We start from the raw sequence: 22,916 nt of genomic DNA on the forward strand, positions 1-22,916 counted from the left end.
CGGCCCGCCGGCGCGACGCCGCGCCGGCGGGCGACGTCCGTCAGCCCTTCGCCAGCGCCCGGGAGATGACCAGCCGCTGGATCTGATTGGTGCCCTCGACGATCTGGAGCACCTTGGCCTCGCGCATGTAGCGCTCCACCGGGTGGTCGGCCACGTAGCCGGCCCCGCCGAGCACCTGCACCGCGTCGGTGGTCACCCGCATCGCCACGTCGGTGGCGAAGAGCTTCGCCTTCGCCGCCTCGATCGAGTACGGCCGGCCGGCGTCGCGCAGCCGGGCCGCGGCCAGCATCAGCGCCCGGGCCGCGGAGATCTGGGTGGCCAGGTCGGCGAGCGTGAAGCCCAGCCCCTGGAAGTCGATGATCGCCTTGCCGAACTGCTGGCGCTCCCGGGCGTAGCCGACCGCGTAGTCCAGCGCCGCCTGGGCCAGCCCGACCGCGCAGGCGGCGATGCCGAGGCGTCCCGAGTCGAGGGCGGACATGGCGATGGTGAAGCCCGCCCCCTCCCCGCCGATCAGCCGCTCCGCCGGCACCCGGGCAGAGTCGAAGGCGATCTGAGCCACCGGGGAGGCGCGCAGCCCCATCGTGCGCTCGGCCGCCTGCGGCGCGATGCCGGGCGTGGCGCGGTCGGCCAGCAGACAGGAGATGCCCTTCGGGCCGGGCCCGCCGGTGCGGCAGAAGATGTTGTAGAAGTCCGCCACCTGCGCGTGCGTGATCCACGCCTTGGTGCCGTCGACCACGTAGTCGTCGCCGTCGCGCACGGCCTTCGTGGTCAGCGCGGCGGCGTCCGACCCGCCCTGCGGCTCCGACAGGCAGTACGCCCCGAGCAGCTCCCCGCCGATCATGTCGGGCAGCAGCTTGCGCTGCTCGTTCGTCCCGAACTGTGCCAGGGGGTAGCAGGACAGCGTGTGCACGCTGACCGCCTCGGCGACCGCCAGCCAGCGGCTGGCCAGGATCTCCAGCACCTGGAGGTAGACCTCGTAGGGCTGGGCGCCGCCGCCGTGCTCCTCGGCGTAGGGCAGGCCGAGCAGGCCGGCCCGCCCGAGGGTGCGCAGCACCTCGCGGGGGAACTCCGCGCGCTCCTCGAACCCGGCGGCCCGCGGCGTGAGCTCCCGGTCGGCGAGTTCGGTGGCGAGGTCGAGCAGGTCGTGGGCCTCGTCGGTGGGGAGGATCCGGTCGACAGTCATAGCGCGATGAGCTCCGTGGGGGTGGTGTTGAGCCGTTGCACGCCGTCCGTGGCGCAGACGACGATGTCCTCGATGCGGGCGCCGTGGCGGCCCGCCAGATAGATGCCCGGTTCGACGGAGAACGCCATCCCCGGCTCCAGAGTGCGGGCGTTGCCGGCCACCACGTAGGGCTCCTCGTGGCCGTCCAGGCCGATGCCGTGGCCGGTGCGGTGCAGGAACTCCGCGCCGAACCCGGCGGCCGCGATCGGCTCCCGGGCCGCCGCGTCGACGTCCTCGGCGGTGATCCCGGGGCGGACCGCGGCCACCGCGGCCCGCTGGGCGGCGTGCAGCACCGCGTAGTAGTCGACGAACTCGGCAGGCGCCGGGGCACCCGCGACGTAGGTGCGGGTGCAGTCGGAGCGGTAGCCCGACGGCATCGTCCCGCCGATGTCCACGACGACCGGCTCGCCGGCGCCGATCGGGCGGTCGGAGGTGCCATGGTGCGGGCTGGCACCGTTCGGGCCGGCGGCGACGATCACGAAGTCCACGCTCACGTGGCCGGCGGCCCGGATCGCCGCGGCGATGTCGGCGCCCACCTCCGCCTCGGTGCGCCCCGGCCGCAGCCACTCCCCCATCCGCGCGTGCACGGCGTCGATCGCCGCGCCCGCCTCGGCCAGCGCCGCGACCTCGGCCGGGGACTTGCGCAGGCGCATCTCGCGCAACACCTCGGAGGCAAGCCGCTGGGTGGCGCCGGGCAGCGCCGCGCGCAGGGCCAGGACCTGCTCGGCCCACATCCGGTCGGCCAGGCCGACCGTCGCCACCGGTCCGCCGAGGGCGGCGACGAGCAGCGGGTACGGGTCGGTGCCGTCGGCGTGGTCGACGATGCGTACGCCGGTGGCCGGCGCGGGGGACGCCTCGGCGGCCGGCCGTTCCAGGGTGGGCACGATCAGCGTCGGCTCGCCCTGCGCGGGCAGCACCAGGCAGGTGAGCCGCTCCCCCTCGTGGGCGTCGTAGCCGGTCAGGTAGCGCAGGTCGGAGCCGGGGGTCAGCAGTAGCGCGTCCAGGCCCGCGGCGGCGGTGGCGCGCCGGGCATCGTCCAGCCGCCGTGGCGGATACAGCTCGTCGGATCCCACGCGCTCAGCTTAACGGTCGTTCGGGGCCGGACCCCAGCCCACCCGAGGTCGGACGGCGCCCGCATCCATTGAACATCATCGTTGACGTGACAGTTAACAATCCTTAGGATTTGGCTGCCTCGAGGATGTCCACCCCGTCCCCCACCCGTACGCCCCCACCCGTACGCCCGCACCCGGCGCCCGCCGCCGACGCGGGCGGCACGGCCGCCACGACCCGCCCACGGGAAGGCCCCCGATGCCCTCATCGCTCTCCCGCCTCAGGTCGGCCCTCGCCGCCGGCCTGCTCACCCTGGCCACCGCCGCCACCACCCTCACCCTGGCCCCCGCCCCCGCGCAGGCCGCCGTGCTGCCCAACGGCTTCCGCAGCGTCGGCTACCTGCCGTCCTGGACCGGCGACGTCAACGCGGTGCAGTACGCCAAGCTGACCCACGTCAACTACGCGTTCGTGCTGCCCAACGGCGACGGCAGCCTCCGCCCGGTGGAGAACCCCGCCAAGCTCTCCCAGTTGGTGTCCCGCGGCCACGCCAGCAACGTCAAGGTGTCGATCGCGATCGGCGGCTGGAACAACGGCGACGACTCCGCCTTCGAGGCGCTCGCCGCCAACGCCGGCAGCCGCACGACGTTCGTCAACAACGTCGTCAACTTCGTCAACCAGTACAACCTCGACGGCGTCGACATGGACTGGGAGTACCCGGACCCGGGCGCCTCGGCCACCAACTACACGGCGCTGATGCAGCAGCTCGCCGGGGCCCTGCACAGCCGGGGCAAGCTGCTCACCGCCGCCGTCGTCTCCGAGGGCTGGTACGCCGAGGGCGTGCAGCCGGCCGTGTTCGGCCACGTGGACTGGCTCAACATCATGGCGTACGACGGCGGCAGCCCGCACGCCAACTACGACTGGTCGATCAACGCCGTCAACTACTGGAAGTCCCGGGGCCTGCCCGCCCGCAAGGCGGTGCTCGGCGTGCCGTTCTACAGCCGACCCGGCTACCACACGTACGCCGCGCTGGTCGCCATGGACCCGGCCAACGCCAACCGCGACTGCACCACGGTCAACGGCACCCAGCAGTGCTACAACGGCATCCCGACGGTCAAGCGCAAGACCCAGTGGGCCATGGCCAACGCCGGCGGCATGATGAACTGGGAGCTGAGCCAGGACACCACCGGCGCCACCTCCCTGGTCAGCGCCATCTACGACACCGCCACCGGCGGCACCACCCCGCCGCCCGTCGGGCGCACCGGCCCGATCACCGGCATCGGCGGCAAGTGCGTCGACGTGGCCGCCGCGAACACCGCCAACGGCACCGCCGTGCAGCTCTACGCGTGCAACGGCACCAACGCCCAGAGCTGGACGGTGGGCACCGACGGCACCCTGCGCGCCCTCGGCAAGTGCGCCGACGTGACCAGCGCCTCCACCGCCAACGGCGCCAAGGTGCAGCTGTGGGACTGCAACGGCACCGGCGCGCAGGTCTGGCAGGCCCAGTCCAACGGCACGCTGCGCAACCCGGCGTCCAACAGGTGCCTCGACGCCACCGGCAACAGCTCCGCCGACGGCACCCGGCTGCAGATCTGGGACTGCTTCGGCGGCGCCAACCAGGTCTGGCGGCTGCCCGCCTGACCGGCACGGGCCCCGTCACCGCCTCGGCGGGGCGGGGCCCACGCGTCGGTTTTCCGGCCCTGGGGAACGGCCGCGCCTGACCCGTTCCTGTGTACATTAGGGTATTCCCTAGGAAGATTAGGAAACCCTGTGCCGCGTACGAGGATCACTCCGGACACCCTGGTGTCCGCCGCCGCGGACCTCGCCGACGAGATCGGCTTCGAGAATCTGACGCTGGCGGCGCTCGCGAAGCGCTCCGGCGTCCGCGACGCCAGCCTCTACACCCACATCCGGGGCCTCGCCCACCTACGGGAGCGGGTGGCGCTGCTCGCGCTCAACGAATGGGCCGACGCGCTGGGCTCGGCCGTGGCGGGACGCTCCCGTCGAGACGCCCTGGTCGCCTTCGCCGACACCTACCGGGCCCTGGCGACCGGGCGTCCGGGCCGCTATGCGGCCACCCGGTACCCGGTGCCGTCCGAAGGGCTCGCCGCATCGGCGGGGGTGGCTCGCATCGTCGAGGTCTGCTACGCGCTGCTGCGCGGCTACGACCTCTCGGAACCCGACGCCACCGATGCGGTCCGGCTGCTGCGCAGCACCCTGCACGGCTTCAGCGACCTGGAGGCCACCGGCGGCTTCACCGCCAACCACAGTGTCGACGCCTCATGGCGGCGGGCGGTCGACACGCTCCACCACACCCTGGCCAACTGGTCGAAGATCTAGAAACCCGACAGGAGAAAGCCATCCGCACCGCAACGCTCACCCTCGACGGCGCTCCCATCGACTACCGCGACTGCGGTGACGGCCCCCCGCTGCTGCTCCTGCCCGGCGGCGCCGGCCACGCCGGCGTCCTCGACGGGCTCGCCGCGCACCTGGCCGACCACTACCGCGTCGTCGCCATGTCCAGCCGCCTGGTGTCGGCACCCCCGGGCACCGAGCACGGCGACCAGCACCCGAAAACCTACGCCGAGGACACCCTCGGCCTGATCGACAGGCTCTTCGACGAGCCGCCGACCGTGTTCGCCTTCAGCGCCAGCGCCATCACCACCCTTGAGCTGCTGGCCCGCCACCCCGACCGGCTCCGCCTCGCGGTCGTCCACGAGCCCCCGCTGCTCGGCCTGCTGCCGGACGCCAGACGCCACCGAAGCGCGCTCGAAGCGGTCCGCGCCGCCGCGCGTACCGACGGGATGGCCGAAGCGGGTCGGCTCATGGCGGAGACCATGACGGCCCCTGAGCCCAGCACGAACTCCCCGGACCTGCGCCACCTCGGCGACTGGCTCGACGGCTACGCCGAGGCACTCCCCGAACCGCCCACCCCGGAACTACTGGAGTTGTTCTCTGTGCTCGGCGACTTCCAACCGCTGTTCCTGGAGCACATCCTGATCCCGTTCACCACCCGTGAGGTCGACCTGGGCGCGCTCCGCGCGGTGAGTTCGCGTCTGGTCCCCATCGCCGGCATCGACTCCCGGGGCCAGCTTCCCTACCGGGCCGCCGCGGCCCTCGCCACCGGGCTCGGACTTCCCCTGACCGAGTTCCCCGGCGGCCATCTCGGGCCCGTCGAACGCCCCGCCCAGTTCGCCGGCGCGCTCAGGGCGTTGCTCGCGGAACACTGATCGCGGGGCGTTCCGCCCTGTGCTCGCCAAAAGGTTGTCGCCGCTGGTCGGAAGTGGATCGATGTGGCAGTGGATGCCGCCACCGGCGACCCCCGCCACGGGCGGAGCCACCTCAGTCCGGCGTGTCCAGCGCGGCGGCGATCCGGCGGACCCGGTGCGCGTGGGTCAGCACGTCGACGCTGTCGACGTACTGGTCGACCGCGCCGAGGGGCGCACGCCCGCGCAGCACCGGATCGGTGATGGCGGCCCGCAGCGCGCCGGCGATCCGACCGGCGTCCAGAACCAGGAACGGCCGCCGGTGGAAGGGCCGGGACCGGGCGCGCACCGGGGCCGCCAGCCCGGTGTCGTCGGTCCGGGCGGCGAGGGCCTCCAGCGCCCGGACCAGCCCGTCCTCCCGCCTGCGCCAGTCGCCGGGGCCGAGCGCGTCGGCCAGGGCCACGACCAGGGGCGCCGCGTCGGGCAGCCGGGCGAACAACGTGCCCAGCCACTTGTCGTACGGGGGCCAGCGGCGGTGCAGCAGCAGGCCGAGCCGCATCAGGTCCCGGGCCAGCCCGGCGGTGACCACCCGGCTGCCGAGGTCGTCGCCGGTCTCGGCGCAGCGACCGGGCAGGTGTTCGGCCTGGGCGACGCGGGTCCACGCGGCGGCGAGCACGTGCCGCCACACGTCGTCCGGGTACCACGCCAGCGCCGCCCGGGCCCCGGTCAGCGCGCCGTCGAGGCCGTCGTGGAACACCTCGCCGCCGGTCACCTCGGCCAGCCGCTGCGTCGGCGTGGCCAGCCAGTCCGCCGTGGTGACGCCGGCAGCGGGGTCGAAGCCCAGCCGCTCGCGCCACCAGCCGCCCGGCTCGTCGATCGTGACGCCGTGGCGGCTGCCCGCCCGGTCGGCGACCCCCAGGCGGCCCTCCCCGGTGAAGCGGGTGGGCCAGCCGAGGAACTCCGCCGGCAGGTCGGCGTCGAGCGCCGCGCGCAGGTGCGGGATCCGCGCCGCGTCGGACGCGCCGACGAAGAGCTGCGCGCGCGGCCCCCAGTCGTGGTCGGTGGAGCGCGGGGTGTCCAGGCCCAGCAGCTCCGAGCCGCCGTCGAGCAGCCCGGCCGCGTACCGCAGGTCGGGGAAGCGTCGACGCAGGATCGGGGCGAGCACCTCGTCGTGGAACCGGCGGCCGAGCGTCAGGCCCGCAACGAACGTCACACCGGCAAGTCTGCGCCCGGGGACGGCGCTCCCGCAGCCCGGTTCCGCCGCCGCCGGCCGTACGCGCCGATAGGCTGGGCGCGGACGGGTCGCCGACGGGAAGGAGCGACCGCCGTGGCAGCGACGGACCCCGAGCGCGCCGCGACCCGACGCCGCCGGCTGCTCTGGGCGGGCGTCCTCGCGGTGGTGGGCCTGGTGCTGCTGGTCGTCGGGCTGACCGTCGCCGACGGCACGGCGGCCTGGCTCGAGGTGGCGGTCGCGATCGTGCTGCTGCTCGCCAGCTACGGCCTGCAGTACGTGGCCCGCCGCGAGACGGTGTACCGCGACCACGAACGTCCCTGACCCGCCGCGCCGCGCCCCCTGATCGTCGGTGGGGTGTGCCAGGCTGTCGGGCGTGGCACAGCGACCCCCGATCCTGCTCATCGACGCGCCCAGTCTCTACTTCCGGGCCTACTTCGGCATTCCCGAGTCGGCGGCCCGGGCCGCCGACGGCAGCCCCGTCAACGCGGTGCGCGGCTTCCTCGACATGCTGGCGAGCCTGATCCGCACCCGCCGGCCCGACCGGATGGTCTGCGCGATGGACCACGACTGGCGGCCCGACTGGCGGGTGGCGCTGCTGCCGTCCTACAAGGCGCACCGGGTGGCCCCCGAGGGCGGCGAGGTGGTGCCCGACACGCTCAGCCCGCAGGTCCCGCTGATCCTGGAGGTGCTCGACGCCGTCGGGATCGCCCACGTCGGCGCGACCGGCTACGAGGCCGACGACGTGCTCGGCACCCTCTCGGTGACCCAGCCGGCGCCGGTCGAGGTGGTCTCCGGCGACCGGGACCTGTTCCAGCTCGTCGACGACGCACGCCCCGTGCGGCTGCTCTACGTCGGGCGGGGCGTGGCCAAGCTGGACGACTGCGACGACGCCGCGGTACGCGCCCGCTACGGGGTGCCGGCCGACCGCTACGCCGACTTCGCCGCCCTGCGGGGCGACCCCAGCGACGGGCTGCCCGGAGTGGCGGGCGTGGGCGAGAAGACGGCCGCCCGGCTCGTCGAGCGCTACGGCGACATCGCGGGCATCCTGGCCGCCCTGGACGAGCCCAACTCCGGCTTCGCCCCCGGGCTGCGCACCAAGCTCGCCGCCGCGCGGGACTACCTGGCCGTCGCGCCGCAGGTGGTCCGGGTCGCCCTCGACGTGCCGCTGCCCGAGCTGGCCACCGAGCTGCCGACCGCACCGGCCGACCCCGACCGGCTGCTGGAGCTGGCCGGCGAGTGGAACCTCGCGGGCTCGGCACGCCGTCTGGTCGACGCCCTCGCGCAGCGGTCCTGACCCGGTCGCGCGCACGGCCCGACAGCGGGCCTGCGCCGGGCCGGACGGGACCGCAGGTCCGCAGGTCCGCAGGTCCGCAGGTCCGCAGGGAGATCTTCCCGGCGGCGGTGTCGGTCCGCTGGGCGGGTCAGCGCGGCGGGTTGTCCCGGCGGGACGGGAACGGGGTGCCCGGCCGGCCGAGCGTCGACCGGGCCCGCAGCCCCACCGGGTCCGGCGGCGGCGACGCCTCGGCCGGCTCCGGGCCCCGCAGGGTGTCGAAGTACGCGGCGGCGGCCCGGTCCTCGGCGGTGGGGGCGGCGAGCAGCGCGTAGACCAGCCCGACCACGCCGAACACCACGGCGAGGATGATCGGCACGAGCAGGGTGCTGACGCCCGCGCCCACCACCTCGCCCTGCCCGGAGTGCGGATGCACCGACATGGCGCTCATCCCGGTGAAGTGCATGCCGTTGACGGCGACGCCCATCAGCAGCGCCGAGCCGACGATCGCCAGCCCCCGGCGGACGGTCATCGCGAGCCAGAGCGCCACCGTGGCCGCGACCACCGCGATCACGACCGACAGCACGACCCGGGTGGTGTCGTAGTCGATCCGGCCGTTGAGCCGCATGGCCGCCATGCCGGTGTAGTGCATCGCGGCGACCCCCGCGCCCGTGAACAGGCCCCCGGCGAGCAGCCGCACGGCGGAGAACCGCCCGGTGCCCACGATGGCCAGGCCGATGCCGACCGCGATCACCGCGATCATCGCGCTGGCCACGGTGATGGGCACGTCATACCGGATCCGGGTGCCCTCGACGGCGAAGCCGAGCATCGCCATGAAGTGCATGGTCCAGATGGCGGTGCCACCGATGGCCCAGGCCGCCAGGGTTCCCCACCAGGCACGCTGGCCCGCGCTGCCCGCCGTGCGGATCCGGCCCGCGCAGATCAGCCCCAGGGCCGAGCCCAGCACCGACAGCGCGTAGCTGAGCGCGGGGGTGATCCACCCGTACTCGAAGTGATTGATCTCCGCCACGGCGGCCTTCTCCCAGATCGTTCCACCGACGCGCGATCCCGCGCCGCAGCAATGATCAGGGATGCCGTGACCAGGCACGACGGCACCCCCCGGACAATTCGGGGGGTGCCGTCGCGGTGACTAAGCGATGCGTCGATTTCGATATCTGGTGACGGTCAGGCGGGGGCGTGGTAGGCCAGCACACCCCGGTTCACGGCGCCGATCGCCTGCCGGGCGGTGGACCTGAGCTCCGCCGGGGCGCCGCCGGAGTCGGCGAGCTGGCCGAGCAGGTCGACCACCTGCCGCGCCCAGCGGACGAAGTCGCCGGCCGGCATCTCGCCGTCGATCTCGTGGCCGCTGCCGAGGACCTTCGCGAGCGCCTCGCCCCGCGCCCAGCGGTAGACCGGCCAGGCGAAGCCGAGGTCGGGCTCCCGGGTGACGGTGAGGCCCCGGGCCGCCTCGTCGGCCTCGATCTCGCTCCACAGCTTGAGCGTCTCGTCGACCGCCTCGGCCACGGGGCCGCGCGGCAGCGACGCCCGCTCGTCGACGTCGCGGCGCGCCTCGAAGACCACCACGGAGACCGCCGCCGCCAGTTCGGCCGGGGAGAGCCCGTCCCACACCCCGCGCCGCAGGCACTCGGCGACCAGCAGGTCCGCCTCGGTCCAGATCCGGCCGAGCATCCGGCCGGCGTCGGTCACCGCGCCGTCGGGCGCCAGGTAGCCCCGGGCGGTGAGCAGCGCCACGATCCGGTCGAACGTGCGGGCCAGCGAGCCGGTCCGGCCGGCCACCCGCTGCCGCAGCTCCTCGGTGTCGTTCTCCAGGCGGCGGCGCCGCTCCGCCCAGCGGGCGTGCTCCTCGCGGTCGGGGCAGGCGTGGCAGGGATGCCGGCGCAGCTCGGTGCGGAGCTGGCTGAGCCGGTGGTCCTCGCCGACGGCCTGCCGGGACCGGCCGCCGCGGCGGCCGCCGTGCCGGTCCAGCCCGGTGCCGCTGACCTCGGCGGCCAGATCGCGCCGGGCCGCCGGGGACCGGTGGTTGAAGTGCTTCGGCACCCGGATCCGCGCCAGCACCTCGGCCGGGGTGGTGAAGTCCCCCGGGCTGACCCGGCCCGCCCAGCGGTCCTGGGTCAGCACCAGCGGCCGGGGCTCGCCGAAGCCGCCGGTGGCCGGGTCGAGCACGACGGCCAGGCCGGCCCGCCGGCCCGACGGCACCCGGATCACGTCGCCGATCCGCAGCCGCTCCAGCGAGGCCACCGCGGCGGCCTTGCGCTGGCTCTGCCCCTGCCGGGCGATGGCCCGCTCCCGCTCGCCGATCGCCACCCGCAGCGCGAAGTACTCGTCGAAGTCGCCGTGGTGGCAGGCCGCCTCCGCGCCGTACGCCTCGATGGTCTCGGTGTTGCGCTGCACCTGCCGGGCCAGGCCGACCACCGAGCGGTCCGCCTGGAACTGGGCGAACGAGGACTCCAGCAGCGCGCGGGCCGGCTCGGCGCCGACCGTGCCGACCAGGTTGACCGCCATGTTGTACGACGGCCGGAAGCTGGACCGCAGCGGGTAGGTGCGGGTGGAGGCCAGACCGGCCACGTGCCGGGGATCGGTCTCCGGGGACCAGACGACGACGGCGTGCCCCTCGACGTCGATGCCGCGCCGGCCGGCGCGGCCCGTGAGCTGGGTGTACTCCCCCGGCGTCAGGTCGACGTGCGCCTCGCCGTTGTATTTCACCAGGCGTTCCAGCACGACGCAGCGGGCCGGCATGTTGATGCCCAGGGCGAGCGTCTCGGTGGCGAAGACCGCCTTGACCAGGCCCCGGACGAAGAGCTCCTCGACGACCTCCTTGAACACCGGCAGCATGCCGGCGTGGTGGGCGGCCAGGCCGCGTTCGAGGCCGTCGAGCCACTCCCAGTAGCCGAGGACGGTCAGGTCCTCGCCGGGGATGGCGGTGACCCGCGACTCGACGACACGGCGGATCTCGGCCCGCTCCTCGGGGGAGGTGAGCCGCAGGCCCGCGGCGAGGCACTGCTGCACGGCGGCGGCGCAGCCGGCGCGGCTGAAGATGAACAGGATCGCCGGCAGCAGCCCCTCCCGGTCGAGCCGGTCGACGATGTCGGGGCGCATCGGGCCGCGCCAGCGGGGCCCGCGCCGGCCGCCGCCGGGACCGGCGCTGCGCCCCTCGCCGAGCTCGAGGCGGCGCATGGTGTCGCGGGTGTAGCGCAGCAGTTCGGGGTGCACGTCGTGCTTGCGGGCGGCGTCGGCGTCGTGGAACAGGTCGAACATCCGCTTGCCGACCAGCATGTGCTGCCACAGCGGCACCGGGCGGTGCTCGCTGACCACCACGGCCGTCTCGCCGCGCACGGTGACCAGCCAGTCGGCGAACTCCTCGGCGTTGGACACGGTGGCCGACAGGGAGACCAGGGTGACCGAGGCGGGCAGGTGGATGATCACCTCTTCCCACACCCCGCCACGGAACCGGTCGGCGAGGTAGTGCACCTCGTCCATCACCACGTAGGCCAGGCCGTCGAGGGTGGCCGAGCCGGCGTAGAGCATGTTGCGCAGCACCTCGGTGGTCATCACCACCACCGGGGCGTCGCCGTTGATGGCGTTGTCGCCGGTGAGCAGCCCGACCTGCTCGGCGCCGTAGCGGTCGACCAGGTCGTGGTACTTCTGGTTCGACAGCGCCTTGATCGGGGTGGTGTAGAAGCACTTGCGCCGGCGGGGCGGGGCGGCCCCGTCGCCGGCCGGGGGCGCCGGCGTGCCGCGCAGGGCCAGGTGTACGGCGAACTCGCCGACCACCGTCTTGCCGGCGCCGGTCGGGGCGCAGACCAGGACGCCGCTGCCCCGTTCCAGCGCCTGGCACGCCTCCCGCTGAAAGTCGTCGAGGTCGAACCCCAGACCGAGGGCGAACTCGTCAAGTGCCGGGAACTGTGAGGCCTGCGCGGCCCGGCGGCGCGCCGCTGCGTACCGCTCGGCGGGGCTCGACATGCCTCCAAGATTAATGCGTGCCGCCGACAGCCACCGGACAAGGCCGACCGGCAGCGGGGTCGGAGGCGGTCGGTAGGGTGCACGACGTGCCGGATCATGCCGAACCGCCCCACGCCTCGCGCGGCGCCGACGACGCCGTCCGCCCGGGTCCGTCCCGCCGGCCGGTGGAGGCGGTCCTGCTCGACTTCCACGGCACCCTGGCCCAGGTGGAGGAGCCCCGGGACTGGGTGCTCGCGGCCGCCGCCGCCTGCGGGGTGACCCTGGAGCGGATGCGGGCCACCGCGCTGGCCGACCGGCTGCTGACCGCCGGCCGGGCGGGCGGGCCGCTGCCCACCCGGGTGCCGCCCCGGCTGGCCGAGCTCTGGGCCGACCGGGACCTCTACCCGTACGCCCACCGCGGCGCCTACACGGGGCTGGCCGAGACCGTGGACGCGGGCATCGAGGGCTTCGCGGAGGCGCTCTACGAGCGGGTGCTGGTGCCCGAGGGCTGGGTGCCCTACCCGGACACCGCGGCGACGCTGGACGCGCTGCGGGCCGGGGGCGTCCGGGTGGCCGTCGTCAGCAACATCGGCTTCGACATCCGGCCGCACTTCGAGGCCTGGGGGCTGGCCGGGCTGGTCGACGCGTTCGTCCTCTCGTACGAGGTGGGACGCTGCAAGCCGGACCCGGGGATCTTCCTGCGCGCCTGCGGGATGCTCGGCGTCGATCCGGAGCGGACGCTGATGGTGGGCGACACCCCGGCCGACGCGGGGGCGGTCGCGGCCGGGTGTGCGGTGCTGGTGCTGCCGGCCGCCGAGGCGGGTCGGGCCAACGGGCTGGGCGCCGTGCTGGACCTGGCCGGCGTCGAGCAACAGCGCTAACGGCATGCCGACAGCGCCGTTAACACCTGGCGCTAACGCGAAGGCGTTATCGTCGCTGCCATGATCACCGAGACGTCGCCCCGGGACCGGATCGTCCGGGCCGCCGCCGCGCTGCTCGCCGAGGGCGGCCGGGAGGCCGTCTCCACCCGCGCGGTCAGCCGGGCGGCGGGGGTGCAGGCGCCCACCATCTACCGGCAGTTCGGCGACATGCGCGGCCTGCTGGACGCGGCGGCCAGCTACGGGTTCGCCGCGTACCTGCACGCCCAGGCGGCTGGGGACCTCGCCGACGACCCGGTCGACGACCTGCGCCGGGGCTGGGACCTGCACGTCGGCTTCGGCGTGGCCAACCCGGCCTTCCACGCCCTCATGTACGGCGACCCGCGCCCCGGCGAGACCCCGACCGCGGCCCGGGTCGCGGCCGACATCCTGCGCCAGCTCGTGCACCGGGTGGCCGAGGCGGGTCGACTGCGCACGAGCGTCGACCAGGCGACCGAGATGCTGCACGCCACCGCGTGCGGGGTCACCCTCACCCTGATCCGGACGCAGCCGCCAGGGCGCGACCCGGCCCTGTCGACCCGGACCCGGGAGGCGGTGCTCGCCGCCCTGGTCACCGACTCCCCCGCCGCCCGAGCGACCTCCCGGGCCGACCGTCCGGTCCGGCACGCGGTGGCGCTGCGCGCCGCCCTCGACACCCTCACCACGGATTTCACCCCCGCCGAACGAACCCTGCTGGCCGAATGGCTAGACCGCATCACCCGCACAACCCCGTGACCACGCCCTCGACGCCCTCGACTGGTCGATCATGCACTTCTGGTGCCGGCTTTGCGAGCATACGCGGCTTGTGCGGGGCACCACGACTGCATGATCGGCGCCGGAAGGGAAGGAGGGAGGAGGGAGGGGAGGGCGGGTGGGAGGGAGGGCTCAGCGGAGGAGGTGGAGGGCGGCGGGGGCGGCCGTGACGGTCAGAGGGAGGGCCAGGGCGCGCTCGCCGTCGGCGTACGTGGTGATGCCCTCGGCGCTCAGCTCGACCGTACGGGCGCGGTAGCTGCGCACCAGCGGGTGGGTCACGTGGGTGCCCCGGTAGATGCGCGGCTTGACCCGCATCAGGGTGCGCCGGTGGAACCGGCCGCCCACCACCACGTCGAGCAGGCCGTCGGTCGGGTCCGCGTCCGGGCAGATCCGCATGCCGCCGCCGTAGCTGGCGCAGTTGCCCACCGCCACCAGCACGGCGTCCACCTCGTGCGGCACCCCGTCGAGGCGCAGGGTGTAGCGGCGCGGGCGCAGCCGGGCCAGTTCCACCAGAATCGCCAGGTCGTAGCGGCGCGGGCCGCTCGGCCAGCGCATCCGGTTGGCGCGCTCGTTGACGATCGCGTCGAAGCCGGCCGCGAGCACGGCCCCGTACCACCGGTCCGCACCGTCGGCCCCCGTCATCCGGGCCAGGTCCACCAGGCGGGTGCGGCCGTCGCGCAGCGCCGCCGCGATCACGTCGACGGCGGCGAGCGGGTCGGCCGGGAAGCCGGTGTCGGCGGCGAAGTCGTTACCGGTCCCGGCGGGCACCGGGCCGAACGGGACCCCCGTCCCGGCGACCGCCTGCACCGCGCGGTGCACGGTCCCGTCGCCGCCGACCGCGACCAGGGCCGACGCCCCGTCGCGCACCGCCGCCCGGCAGGCCGCCTCGGCCTCGTCGGCGGTACGCGCGCGCAGCGGGCGTACCGGCCGGCCGGCAGCCGCGAGCCGGTGCAGGACCTGCGGCAGCAGCCCTCGGTGCCGGCCCCGGCCAGCGGTCGGGTTGGCCAGCACGGCGACGGGCCCGACGCCGGCGACGGAGGGGTGATCGTCTGCGGTCACGGCGAGCACCGTACCGCCCCGGGACGGGCGGGGGCACCGCCCACCGTGCGGTCGGCGACCCGCCAGCGGGGCACCGCGCACCTCGGGCGCAACTGACTTTTGTCACGGCCGACCCGTGCGGCACGCATTCGTCGTCATGACTGAACGCACTGGAACCGCCATGGCCCGAACGGACAGACTCAGATCCGTCAGCAGGACGAAGACATCGGTCGAACGGCAACAGCACCGGCCGAACAGCGGAGGGAGTGGTCACGGTGGACGAGCGCTACGACAGCTACTGCGCCGCCGACCGGCTCTTCTACGACTCCCTCGGCAGCGCGGTCGAGCAGCCCACCTTCGCGGCGGCGAAGCGGCCCGTCCCCGACGGCTGGCGCTCCGAGCCGCTCGACGACTGGCTGATCTACGCCCCCGAGGGCGGCGCGCTGCCCCAGCAGGGCTGGAAGATCCACGTGTCGGCGACGCTGGACAACGCCGAGCGGGTGCTGGACGCCGTCTGGGACTACTGCGTCCCGCGCGGACTGTCCTTCAAGTTCCTCCGCGGCCCGCGCACCCTGCTGCTGCGCAACTCCAAGTACGCCTCCCGGGCGGCCAGCGGCAAGTTCGTCACCGTGTACCCCCGCGACGACGCGGAGCTGGAGCTGGTCTGCAAGGAGCTCGACGAGCTGCTCGCCGGCGAGCCCGGCCCGTACATCCTCAGCGACCTGCGCCACGGCGCCGGCCCGGTGCACGTACGCTACGGCGGCTTCGCCGCGCGGTACTGCCACTCCCCCGACGGCCAGGTGGTCCCGGCGATCGAGGACGACACGGGCACGCTGGTGCCCGACCGCCGCGACCCGGTGTTCCACGTGCCGTCCTGGGTGACGCTGCCCGACTTCCTCGGCCCGCACCTGGCCGCCCGCAACGCCACCAGCACCGACGAGGTGCCGTACCGGATCGAGAAGGTCATCCACTTCTCCAACGGCGGCGGCCTCTACGTCGGCCGGGACGTGCGGACCGACACCCAACTGGTGCTGAAGGAGGCCCGGCCGCACGCCGGTCTCGACGCCGACGGCAACGACGCGGTCGCCCGCCTGGCCCGGGAGGCCGACGCGCTGCGCCGGCTGGCCGACCTGCCGCAGGTGCCCCGGGTGCACGACGAGTTCGCCCTCGGCGAGCACCGGTTCCTCGCGCTGGAGTTCATCGAGGGCCGCCCGCTCAACAAGGTCCTGGTCGACCGGTACCCGCTGATCGACGCCGACGCCACGGACGCCGACCGCGCCGACTACACCCGCTGGGCGCTGGACGTGCACCGGCAGGTCGAGGAGGTCGTCACGGCGGTTCACGACCGCGGCCTGGTCTACGGCGACCTGCACCTGTTCAACGTCATGGTCCGCCCGGACGACCGGATCGCGCTTGTCGACTTCGAGGTCGCCGCGCCGATCGACGGCCACCGCCGGCCGGGGCTACGCAACCAGGGCTTCGCCGCGCCCCGGGACCGCACCGGTCCCGCCGTCGACCGGTACGCCCTGGCCTGCCTGCGGCTGGCGCTGTTCCTGCCGCTGACCCAGCTCGTCCGGCTCGGGCCGGACAAGGCCGCGCACCTCGCCGACGTGATCGCCGCGCACTTCCCGGTGCCGAGGGATCTCCTCGACGACGCCGTACGGGAGATCACCGGCCCCGCCCCGGCGGACGCCGGAGGGGCACCCGACCTCACCGTCGACGTCGGGCCGGCCCACCGGGACCGGCTCGCCCGGGCGATCCTCGCCAGCGCGACACCCGACCGGGACGACCGGCTCTTCCCCGGCGACATCGAGCAGTTCCGCAGCGGCGGGCTCAACCTCGCCCACGGTGCCGCCGGCGTCCTGTACGCCCTGCACGTCAGCGGCGCCGGACGGTGGCCGGAACACGAAAAGTGGCTGGTGCGCCACGCCACGGCACCCCCCTCCGGCACCCGGTGCGGCTTCTACGACGGCCTGCACGGCGTCGCGTACGCCCTCGATGCGCTCGGCCGCCGGCAGGACGCCCTCGACGTGCTCGACATCTGCCTGCGCCAGCCGCTGGACGGCCTGGACCACAGCCTCTCGGGCGGCCTCGCCGGCATCGCGCTCAACCTGGCCGAGCTGGCCGGACGCACCGGCGAGACGGCCCTGCGCGACGCGGCCTGGCGGGTTGCCGAGCGGGTGGTCGACCAGCTCGCCGACGACCCGGGGCCGGACATCAGCGGCGGGCGCAACCCGTACGCCGGGCTGCTGCGCGGCCGCACCGGGCCGGCGCTGCTGCTGGTGCGGCTGCACGAGCTGACCGGCGACGAGGCCCTGCTGGACCACGCCGCCACTGCCCTGCGCCAGGACCTGCGCCGCTGCGTGGTACGCCCCGACGGCGCGCTGGAGGTCAACGAGGGCTGGCGCACCATGCCCTACCTCGGGCAGGGCAGCGTCGGCATCGGGCTGGTGCTCGACGAGTACCTGCGGCACCGCGCCGACGAGCGGTTCGCCGAGGCCAGCGCCGGCGTACGCCGCGCCGCCCGGTCACCGTTCTACGCGCAGTCCGGCCTCTTCGCCGGACGAGCCGGCATCATCGCCTACCTGGCGGCGTACCCCGACGATCCGGGGCTCTGCCGCGAACGCGACGCCCAGGTGGCCCGGCTGGCCTGGCACGCCCTGCCCTACCGCGACGGCACCGCCTTCCCGGGCGAGCAGCTGCTGCGGCTGTCCATGGACCTCGGCACCGGCACCGCCGGCGTGCTGCTGGCGCTGGCCGCCGCGCGGCCCGACGACCCGGTGCGCCTGCCGTTCTTCGCGCCCCTGGCGGGCGCTCCCGACTCCCTCGCTTCGGCGAGGGCGACCGACCCATCCGATCAACACGGAAGGAGGTGACACGACATGGCGCTTCTGGACCTCCAGGGCCTCGAGATGGCCCCCGCCGACCGCACGGGCGGTGGCAGCCGGGCGAGCCTGCTGCTCTGCGGCGACAGCTCGCTGTCCGTCACGACCTGCAACTGAGCCGGACGCCCTCACGGGCGACATCCAGCGCAGGACCATCCGACCGACCAGCACAGAAGGAGATGATCGACATGGCGCTTCTCGACCTTCAGGGCATGGAGATGGCCCCCGCCGACCGCACCGGCGGTGGCAGCCGCGCGAGCCTGCTGCTCTGCGGCGACAGCTCGCTGTCCGTCACGACCTGCAACTGACCAGGTCATCACGCGAGGCCCTGGGCGGACGCCGTGTCCGCCCAGGGCCGCACGTCTTTCGCGGGAGAAGCCATGGGGACGCCGACCGGCTCCGACCGGCTGCTGCGGCGGGTGGTCCGCGACGGCGGCGGGTGGACGGTCCTGCTCGGCGCGGTCGCGCTCACCGGCGCCGTGGCCGAACTCGCCCTGCCCGCCGCGCTCGGGCTCGCGGTCGACTCCGCCGTCGGCGGCGACGGCGGCGTGCGGTGGCCGGCCGCCGCCTGCGGCCTGATCGCCGTCCTCATGGTCACCGACATCCTCGCCGACGTGGCCAGCGGGTACGGCGCGGCCCGGGCCACGGCACGGCTGCGCCGGCGCCTGCTGCGGCACCTGTTCGCCTGCGACGTACGCACCGTCCGCCGCCACCCGGTGGGCGACCTGGTCGGTCGGCTCGTCGGGCAGGCCGCCGAGGCCGGGCAGGCCGGCACCGCCGTGGTGCTCGGCGTCGTCGCGCTGCTCCCCCCGGTCGGCAGCGTCGTGGCGCTCACCCTGCTCGAACCGCTGCTCGGCGTCACCCTCCTCGGCGGGCTGGCCCTGCTCACGCTGCTCATGCGCGCCTTCGTCACCGACGCCTCCGCCGCCGTCGCCGGCTACCAGCGGGTGCTGGGGAACATCGCCGGGCGCCTGCTGGAGGCCCTCGGCGGCGCCCGCACCATCGCCGCCGCCGCGACCGTCGACCGGGAACGCGACCGGGTGCTCGCGGCCCTGCCGGAACTGCGCGGGTACGGACTGCTCAGCTGGCGGCTGCTGGCCAGGGCGAGCGCCCGCACCGCCGCCGTGGGGCCGCTGCTCCAGGTGGCCGTCGTGGCCGTCGGCGGGTACGCGCTGACCGTCGGCTGGCTCTCGCCCGGCCAACTCGTCGCCGCCGTGCAGTACGCGGCCCTCGGCGCCGGACTGGGCGCGGTGCTGGCCACCCTGAACCGCCTCGTCCGCGCCCGCGCGGCGGCCGGCCGGATCGCCGAGCCGCTGGCCCACCCGGTACGCCCCGACGGCACCGAGCCGCTGCCGCCCGGTCGGGGGGAACTGCGGCTGCGCGGGGTGGGCGTACGCACCGAGGACGGGCGGGTGGTCCTCGACGGGATCGACCTGACCGTCCCGGCGGGCGCCACGGTGGCCGTCGTCGGCCGCTCCGGCGCCGGCAAGTCGACCCTCGCCGCGGTGGCCGGCCGCCTGCACGACCCGGAGACCGGCGAGGTGCTGCTGGACGGGGTGCCGCTGCGCCGGCTCGACCCGTCCGCGCTGCGCCGGGCCGTCGGCCACGCCTTCGACCGGCCCGTGCTGGTCGGCGAGACGGTGCACGACGCGATCGGGCTCGGGCTGCCCGCCGGCTCGGCACGACCGCCCGCCGGAACCGCCCCGGCCACCCCGGCGGTGCTGGCCGCGGCGCGGGCGGCGCAGGTCGCCGACGTCGTCGCCCGGCTGCCCGAGGGCTTCCGCACCCGGTTGACGGACGCGCCGCTCTCCGGCGGCGAGGCGCAGCGCCTCGGGCTGGCCCGCGCGTTCCCCGCCGAGCGGCTGCTCGTCCTCGACGACGCCACGTCCAGCCTGGACACCGCGACCGAACACCGGATCGCCCGGGCGGTGGCGGCCGGCGCCGGCGGGCGTACCCGACTCGTGGTGACCCACCGCGCGACGACGGCGGCGGCGGCCGACCTGGTGGCGTGGCTCGACGGCGGGCGGCTGCGGGCCGTGGCGCCGCACCGGCAGCTCTGGGCCGACCCGGCCTACCGGTCGGTCTTCACGCCCGGCGGAGACGCCTGATGAGCGGCCCCGGCGTACGTCGCAGCACCTGGGCGGCACTGCGGGCCCGCCGGCGGGCCCTGGGCCGGCTGGCTGCCTGGTCGGCGGTGGAGGCCCTGCCGGCGCTGCTGGGCGGGGTGTTCGTGGCCCGCGCCGTCGACCGGGGTTTCCTGGCCGGTGAGTTCGGCACCGGCCTGGCCTGGCTGGCCGGGCTCGCCGCGGCCGTGCTGGTGGGCGCGGCGGCCACCGGGCAGGTGTACCGCAGCCTCGGGGCCGTGGTGGAACCGTTCCGCGACGAGTTGGCCGCCCGGGTGGTGCGGGGGGCCCTGCACGACGCCACCCGCGCCGGCGGCCGGGCGGACAGCGCCACCGTGGCCCGGCTGACCCACCAGGTCGAGGTGGTCCGGGACACCTTCGGCGGGCTGCTGCTGGTGGTCCGCGGGTTCCTGTTCACCGCCGGGGCGGCGCTGCTCGGCCTGCTCGCCCTGGCCCCGCCGCTGGCCGGTGCGGTGGCGGCCCCGCTGGTGGTGGGGCTGGCCGTGTTCGGGGCGTCGCTGCCGGCCATGGTGGCGCACCAGCGGGCCCAGGTGACCGCCGGCGAGCGGCTCGGCCGCTCGGCGGCGTCGGCGCTGGCCGGGCACCGCGACGTCGTCGCCTGCGGCGCGCAGGAGCGCGTGGTGTCCGACGTGGACCGGCGGGTCACGGCGCAGGCCGACGCGGAGCGGACGCTGGCCCGGATGGCGGCGCTGCGCAGCCTCAGCCTCGGCATGGGCGGCTGGCTGCCCGTGGTGGTGCTGGTGCTGGCCGCGCCGTGGCTGGTCCGGCAGGGGCTGAGCGCCGGCGCCGTGCTGGGCGCGCTGGTCTACGTCACCACCGGGCTGCAACCCGCCCTGCACGCGGTCGTGCAGGGCGTCGGTGGCGGCGGCCTGCGCTACGCCGTCACCCTGGGCCGCATCCTGCGCACCAGCCCGCCCCCGGGGCCGGACCTCCCGCCGCCCACCGCCCCGCCGTCCCGCCCCGCCGCCGTCCCGTCGCCCCCGGTCGCCGCCGTCCCGGCCGGTCCTTCACCGGCCGCCGCCGGCCCGGCGCCGTGGGCCGCCGCCGTCGGCGACCCGCCGGCGGTCGCGCTTCGGGGGCTGACCTTCCGGTACGGCCCGCACGCCCGCCCCGTCCTGGCGGACCTCACCCTGACGGTGGCGGCCGGCGACCATCTGGCTGTGGTGGGGCCGAGCGGCGCCGGCAAGTCCACCCTGGCCGCGCTGGTCGCAGGGCTGGCGTCACCGGAGTCGGGCACGGTCCACCTGGCCGGCGTACCCGTTGACGGCACACCGCCGGAGGCGCTGGCCCGGCTGCGGGTGCTGGTGCCGCAGGAGGCGTACGTGCGCACCGGTTCCGTCGGCGACAACCTCCGCTACCTGCACGCCGACGCCGACGACGCGACGGTCCTGGCCGCCGTGCGCACCCTCGGCGCCGGTCCCCTGGTGGCCCGCCTCGGTGGCCTGGACGCCGAACTGGACCCCGCCGCCCTCTCCGCCGGGGAGCGTCAGCTCGTCGCGGCGGTCCGGGCCTACCTCGCCCCGGCACCGCTGGTGATCCTCGACGAGGCGACGTGTCACCTGGACCCGACCCTGGAGGCGACCGTCGAGCACGCCTTCGCCCGCCGGGGCGGCACCCTGGTGGTCATCGCGCACCGGATCAGCTCGGCGACCCGGGCCCGGCGGGTGCTGGTGTTCGACGGCGACCGGCCGCTCGTCGGCAGCCACGACGACCTGCTGACCCGCTCGACCACCTACCGCGAGCTGGTCGGGCACTGGGAGGACGTGACGCCGCCGGACCGCGTGCCGCTCGGCCGGCCCTGACGGTCCCGGGGCCGGCGCCCGTCGTCAGATCCAGCCGGCCTCGCGGGCGACCCGCACCGCCTCCACCCTCGTGCGCGCGCCCGCCTTGCGGGCGATCCGGCCGAGGTGGTTGCGCACGGTTCCCGGGGCGAGCCCGAGCGCCCGGGCGACCTCCACGACCGGCGCCCCGGCCGCGGTCAGGTCGAGGATCTCCGTCTCCCGCGAGGTGAGCGGGCTGTCCCGGCTCAGTGCCGCCATCACCAGGTCGGCGTCGACCACCGACTCGCGGCGGGCCAGCCGCCGAATGCCGTCCAGCACCCGGTGCGGGGAGACGTCGGCGCCGAGGATCCCGACCGTGCGCCCCGGCACGAAGACCCGGTGCAGGCTGCGCGCCCGGCGACGGTCGGCGAGCACCAGCAACGGGCAGTGCCCCGCCACGCCCGTGTCGCCGATGAGGTCGAGGTCCACGACCGCCACGTCGGGACGCTGCGTCCGGACCGCCGGTGGCAGGGCGTCGCCCCGGTCCAGTTCCGCCACCACGCTGATGTCCGCCTCGGCGGCGAGCACGAGCGACAGGGCGCCACGGACCAGGGCGCCGTCGAGAGCGAGCAGGGTACGGATCACCGTTGACCCTCCGGAGCGTCGTCAGACAGATCACGGACCGTCAGAATTCAAACACGTCCCGCCAGATTCCGCTCGGCGGGCGACCCGCCACTGTCCAGGCCGTATCCGGCGGGCGACCCGCCACCGTCCAGGCCGGACGAGGGGCGGGACCGCGCTGGCCCGCCCCGGCCCGGGCGGGCGGGGCCGGCCCGCTACATCCAGCCGTCGCGGCGGGCGCGCCACACCGCCTCCATCCGGTTGCGGGCACCGGTCTTGCGCATGATCGCCGACAGGTGGTTGCGTACGGTCCCGTGCGCCAGGTAGAGCCGGCGGGCGATCTCCTTCAGCGGCAGGCCCTCCGCAGCCACCCGCAGCACCTCCACCTCCCGGCGCGTCAGCGGGCTCGACGCGGGGCGCAGCGCCGTCACGGCGGCGGCGGCGTCGATGACCTTCCCCCCGGCGGCGAGCTCCCGGACGGCGTCGACGAGCGCCTCCAGGGACGCGTCCTTGCCCACCAGGCCCCGTACGCCGGCGGCCAGCAGGTCCCCGACGATCCGCTGGCTCCACCGGCGGCCCATGGCCAGCACGGCGGTGTCGGGCATCGCCCCGGTGATCTCGGCGACGACCTCGACCGGATGCGGGGCGTCCGGCGCCAGGTCCACCAGCACCACGTCCGGCCGGAGCCGGCGCACCAGGGCGGGCAGCTCCGCCACCCCGGTCACCTCGGCGACGACCTCGATTTCCTCCTCGCTCGACAGTGCCGCGCACAGCGCGGTGCGTAGCAGGCCCATCTCCTCGACAACGACGACGCGGATCAACGGGTAGCTCCGATCTTGGGGGGTGCGGGGGCGGCGGG

Annotated in this window: 20 protein-coding genes; 12 read left to right on the forward strand and 8 right to left on the reverse strand. The window is 75.4% G+C overall.

The window, feature by feature from the left end; all coding sequences use genetic code 11:
* Nucleotides 1-40 precede the first annotated feature (40 nt).
* Together ACGFNF_RS15490 and ACGFNF_RS15495 are read right to left on the reverse strand one after the other, a co-directional pair.
* Nucleotides 41-1,183 carry an acyl-CoA dehydrogenase family protein gene (locus tag ACGFNF_RS15490; protein WP_393168416.1) on the reverse strand — a complete coding sequence of 381 codons (1,143 nt, stop codon included), beginning with the start codon at nt 1,181-1,183 and terminating at the stop codon, nt 41-43.
* Nucleotides 1,180-2,295, reverse strand: coding sequence for a M24 family metallopeptidase (locus ACGFNF_RS15495; RefSeq protein ID WP_393168418.1), 1,116 nt, complete (start codon nt 2,293-2,295; stop codon nt 1,180-1,182). The genes ACGFNF_RS15490 and ACGFNF_RS15495 overlap by 4 nt, the downstream gene beginning before the upstream one ends.
* A 235-nt stretch (nt 2,296-2,530) precedes the next feature.
* Between ACGFNF_RS15495 and ACGFNF_RS15500 the strand changes: the two genes are divergently transcribed.
* The 3 genes from ACGFNF_RS15500 to ACGFNF_RS15510 all read left to right on the forward strand — a co-directional run bounded on the left by ACGFNF_RS15500 (nt 2,531) and on the right by ACGFNF_RS15510 (nt 5,499).
* Complete coding sequence (locus tag ACGFNF_RS15500) at nt 2,531-3,910, forward strand: glycosyl hydrolase family 18 protein (protein ID WP_393168420.1); 1,380 nt, start codon at nt 2,531-2,533, stop codon at nt 3,908-3,910.
* Nucleotides 3,911-4,039: 129 nt separating this feature from the next.
* Nucleotides 4,040-4,609 (forward strand): TetR/AcrR family transcriptional regulator, encoded by a 570-nt coding sequence (locus ACGFNF_RS15505; RefSeq protein ID WP_393168422.1) that lies wholly within the window; start codon nt 4,040-4,042, stop codon nt 4,607-4,609.
* Nucleotides 4,552-5,499 carry an alpha/beta fold hydrolase gene (locus ACGFNF_RS15510; RefSeq protein WP_393168424.1) on the forward strand — a complete coding sequence of 316 codons (948 nt, stop codon included), beginning with the start codon at nt 4,552-4,554 and terminating at the stop codon, nt 5,497-5,499. Before ACGFNF_RS15505 ends, ACGFNF_RS15510 begins: the two co-directional genes overlap by 58 nt.
* A 112-nt stretch (nt 5,500-5,611) precedes the next feature.
* Here the strand turns inward: ACGFNF_RS15510 and ACGFNF_RS15515 are convergent, their stop codons facing one another.
* A complete protein-coding gene (locus tag ACGFNF_RS15515) occupies nt 5,612-6,688 on the reverse strand; it encodes a DUF4037 domain-containing protein (RefSeq protein WP_393168426.1) in 1,077 nt (358 codons plus the stop codon).
* Between the two features lie 114 nt (nt 6,689-6,802).
* On the opposite strand from ACGFNF_RS15515, the gene ACGFNF_RS15520 reads away from it, so the two are divergent.
* A complete protein-coding gene (locus ACGFNF_RS15520; RefSeq protein ID WP_393168428.1) occupies nt 6,803-7,030 on the forward strand; it encodes a hypothetical protein in 228 nt (75 codons plus the stop codon).
* 52 nt (nt 7,031-7,082) lie between these two features.
* Nucleotides 7,083-8,003, forward strand: coding sequence for a 5'-3' exonuclease H3TH domain-containing protein (locus ACGFNF_RS15525; protein WP_393168430.1), 921 nt, complete (start codon nt 7,083-7,085; stop codon nt 8,001-8,003).
* A 127-nt stretch (nt 8,004-8,130) separates the two neighbouring features.
* Here ACGFNF_RS15525 and ACGFNF_RS15530 read toward each other — a convergent pair whose 3' ends face one another.
* Together ACGFNF_RS15530 and ACGFNF_RS15535 are read right to left on the reverse strand one after the other, a co-directional pair.
* Nucleotides 8,131-9,009 carry an MHYT domain-containing protein gene (locus ACGFNF_RS15530; RefSeq protein WP_393168432.1) on the reverse strand — a complete coding sequence of 293 codons (879 nt, stop codon included), beginning with the start codon at nt 9,007-9,009 and terminating at the stop codon, nt 8,131-8,133.
* A 155-nt stretch (nt 9,010-9,164) separates the two neighbouring features.
* Nucleotides 9,165-11,960 carry a DEAD/DEAH box helicase gene (locus ACGFNF_RS15535; RefSeq protein WP_393168434.1) on the reverse strand — a complete coding sequence of 932 codons (2,796 nt, stop codon included), beginning with the start codon at nt 11,958-11,960 and terminating at the stop codon, nt 9,165-9,167.
* Between the two features lie 86 nt (nt 11,961-12,046).
* Between ACGFNF_RS15535 and ACGFNF_RS15540 the strand changes: the two genes are divergently transcribed.
* Together ACGFNF_RS15540 and ACGFNF_RS15545 are read left to right on the forward strand one after the other, a co-directional pair.
* Entirely contained in the window at nt 12,047-12,820 is a 774-nt protein-coding gene (locus ACGFNF_RS15540) for an HAD family hydrolase (protein WP_151456251.1), read from the forward strand.
* Nucleotides 12,821-12,880: 60 nt separating this feature from the next.
* Entirely contained in the window at nt 12,881-13,591 is a 711-nt protein-coding gene (locus ACGFNF_RS15545) for a TetR/AcrR family transcriptional regulator (protein ID WP_358118025.1), read from the forward strand.
* A gap of 150 nt (nt 13,592-13,741) precedes the next feature.
* Here ACGFNF_RS15545 and ACGFNF_RS15550 read toward each other — a convergent pair whose 3' ends face one another.
* Nucleotides 13,742-14,677, reverse strand: coding sequence for a diacylglycerol kinase (locus ACGFNF_RS15550; protein ID WP_393168436.1), 936 nt, complete (start codon nt 14,675-14,677; stop codon nt 13,742-13,744).
* Between the two features lie 245 nt (nt 14,678-14,922).
* Here ACGFNF_RS15550 and lanKC point away from each other — a divergent pair, with 245 nt between their 5' ends.
* The 5 genes from lanKC to ACGFNF_RS15575 all read left to right on the forward strand — a co-directional run bounded on the left by lanKC (nt 14,923) and on the right by ACGFNF_RS15575 (nt 21,478).
* Complete coding sequence (gene lanKC / locus ACGFNF_RS15555; protein ID WP_393168438.1) at nt 14,923-17,523, forward strand: class III lanthionine synthetase LanKC; 2,601 nt, start codon at nt 14,923-14,925, stop codon at nt 17,521-17,523.
* 6 nt (nt 17,524-17,529) lie between these two features.
* The gene (locus ACGFNF_RS15560) at nt 17,530-17,649 is read left to right on the forward strand and encodes a SapB/AmfS family lanthipeptide (RefSeq protein ID WP_013734295.1); all 120 of its coding nucleotides are present in this window, start codon (nt 17,530-17,532) and stop codon (nt 17,647-17,649) included.
* Between the two features lie 71 nt (nt 17,650-17,720).
* Nucleotides 17,721-17,840, forward strand: coding sequence for a SapB/AmfS family lanthipeptide (locus ACGFNF_RS15565; RefSeq protein WP_089003486.1), 120 nt, complete (start codon nt 17,721-17,723; stop codon nt 17,838-17,840).
* 72 nt (nt 17,841-17,912) lie between these two features.
* Nucleotides 17,913-19,640 carry an ABC transporter ATP-binding protein gene (locus tag ACGFNF_RS15570; RefSeq protein WP_327028283.1) on the forward strand — a complete coding sequence of 576 codons (1,728 nt, stop codon included), beginning with the start codon at nt 17,913-17,915 and terminating at the stop codon, nt 19,638-19,640.
* Complete coding sequence (locus tag ACGFNF_RS15575) at nt 19,640-21,478, forward strand: ATP-binding cassette domain-containing protein (RefSeq protein WP_393168441.1); 1,839 nt, start codon at nt 19,640-19,642, stop codon at nt 21,476-21,478. The genes ACGFNF_RS15570 and ACGFNF_RS15575 overlap by 1 nt, the downstream gene beginning before the upstream one ends.
* 24 nt (nt 21,479-21,502) lie before the next feature.
* Here the strand turns inward: ACGFNF_RS15575 and ACGFNF_RS15580 are convergent, their stop codons facing one another.
* Both ACGFNF_RS15580 and ACGFNF_RS15585 read right to left on the reverse strand, forming a co-directional pair.
* Nucleotides 21,503-22,081, reverse strand: a complete 579-nt coding sequence (locus ACGFNF_RS15580) for a response regulator transcription factor (protein WP_151455839.1) — start codon at nt 22,079-22,081, stop codon at nt 21,503-21,505.
* Between the two features lie 191 nt (nt 22,082-22,272).
* Nucleotides 22,273-22,878 carry a response regulator transcription factor gene (locus ACGFNF_RS15585; RefSeq protein WP_225852331.1) on the reverse strand — a complete coding sequence of 202 codons (606 nt, stop codon included), beginning with the start codon at nt 22,876-22,878 and terminating at the stop codon, nt 22,273-22,275.
* Between the last annotated feature and the right edge of the window lie 38 nt (nt 22,879-22,916).

The sequence above is a fragment of the Micromonospora sp. NPDC048868 genome (assembly GCF_043198195.1).
GTDB classification, from domain to species: Bacteria; Actinomycetota; Actinomycetes; order Mycobacteriales; family Micromonosporaceae; genus Micromonospora; species Micromonospora reichwaldensis.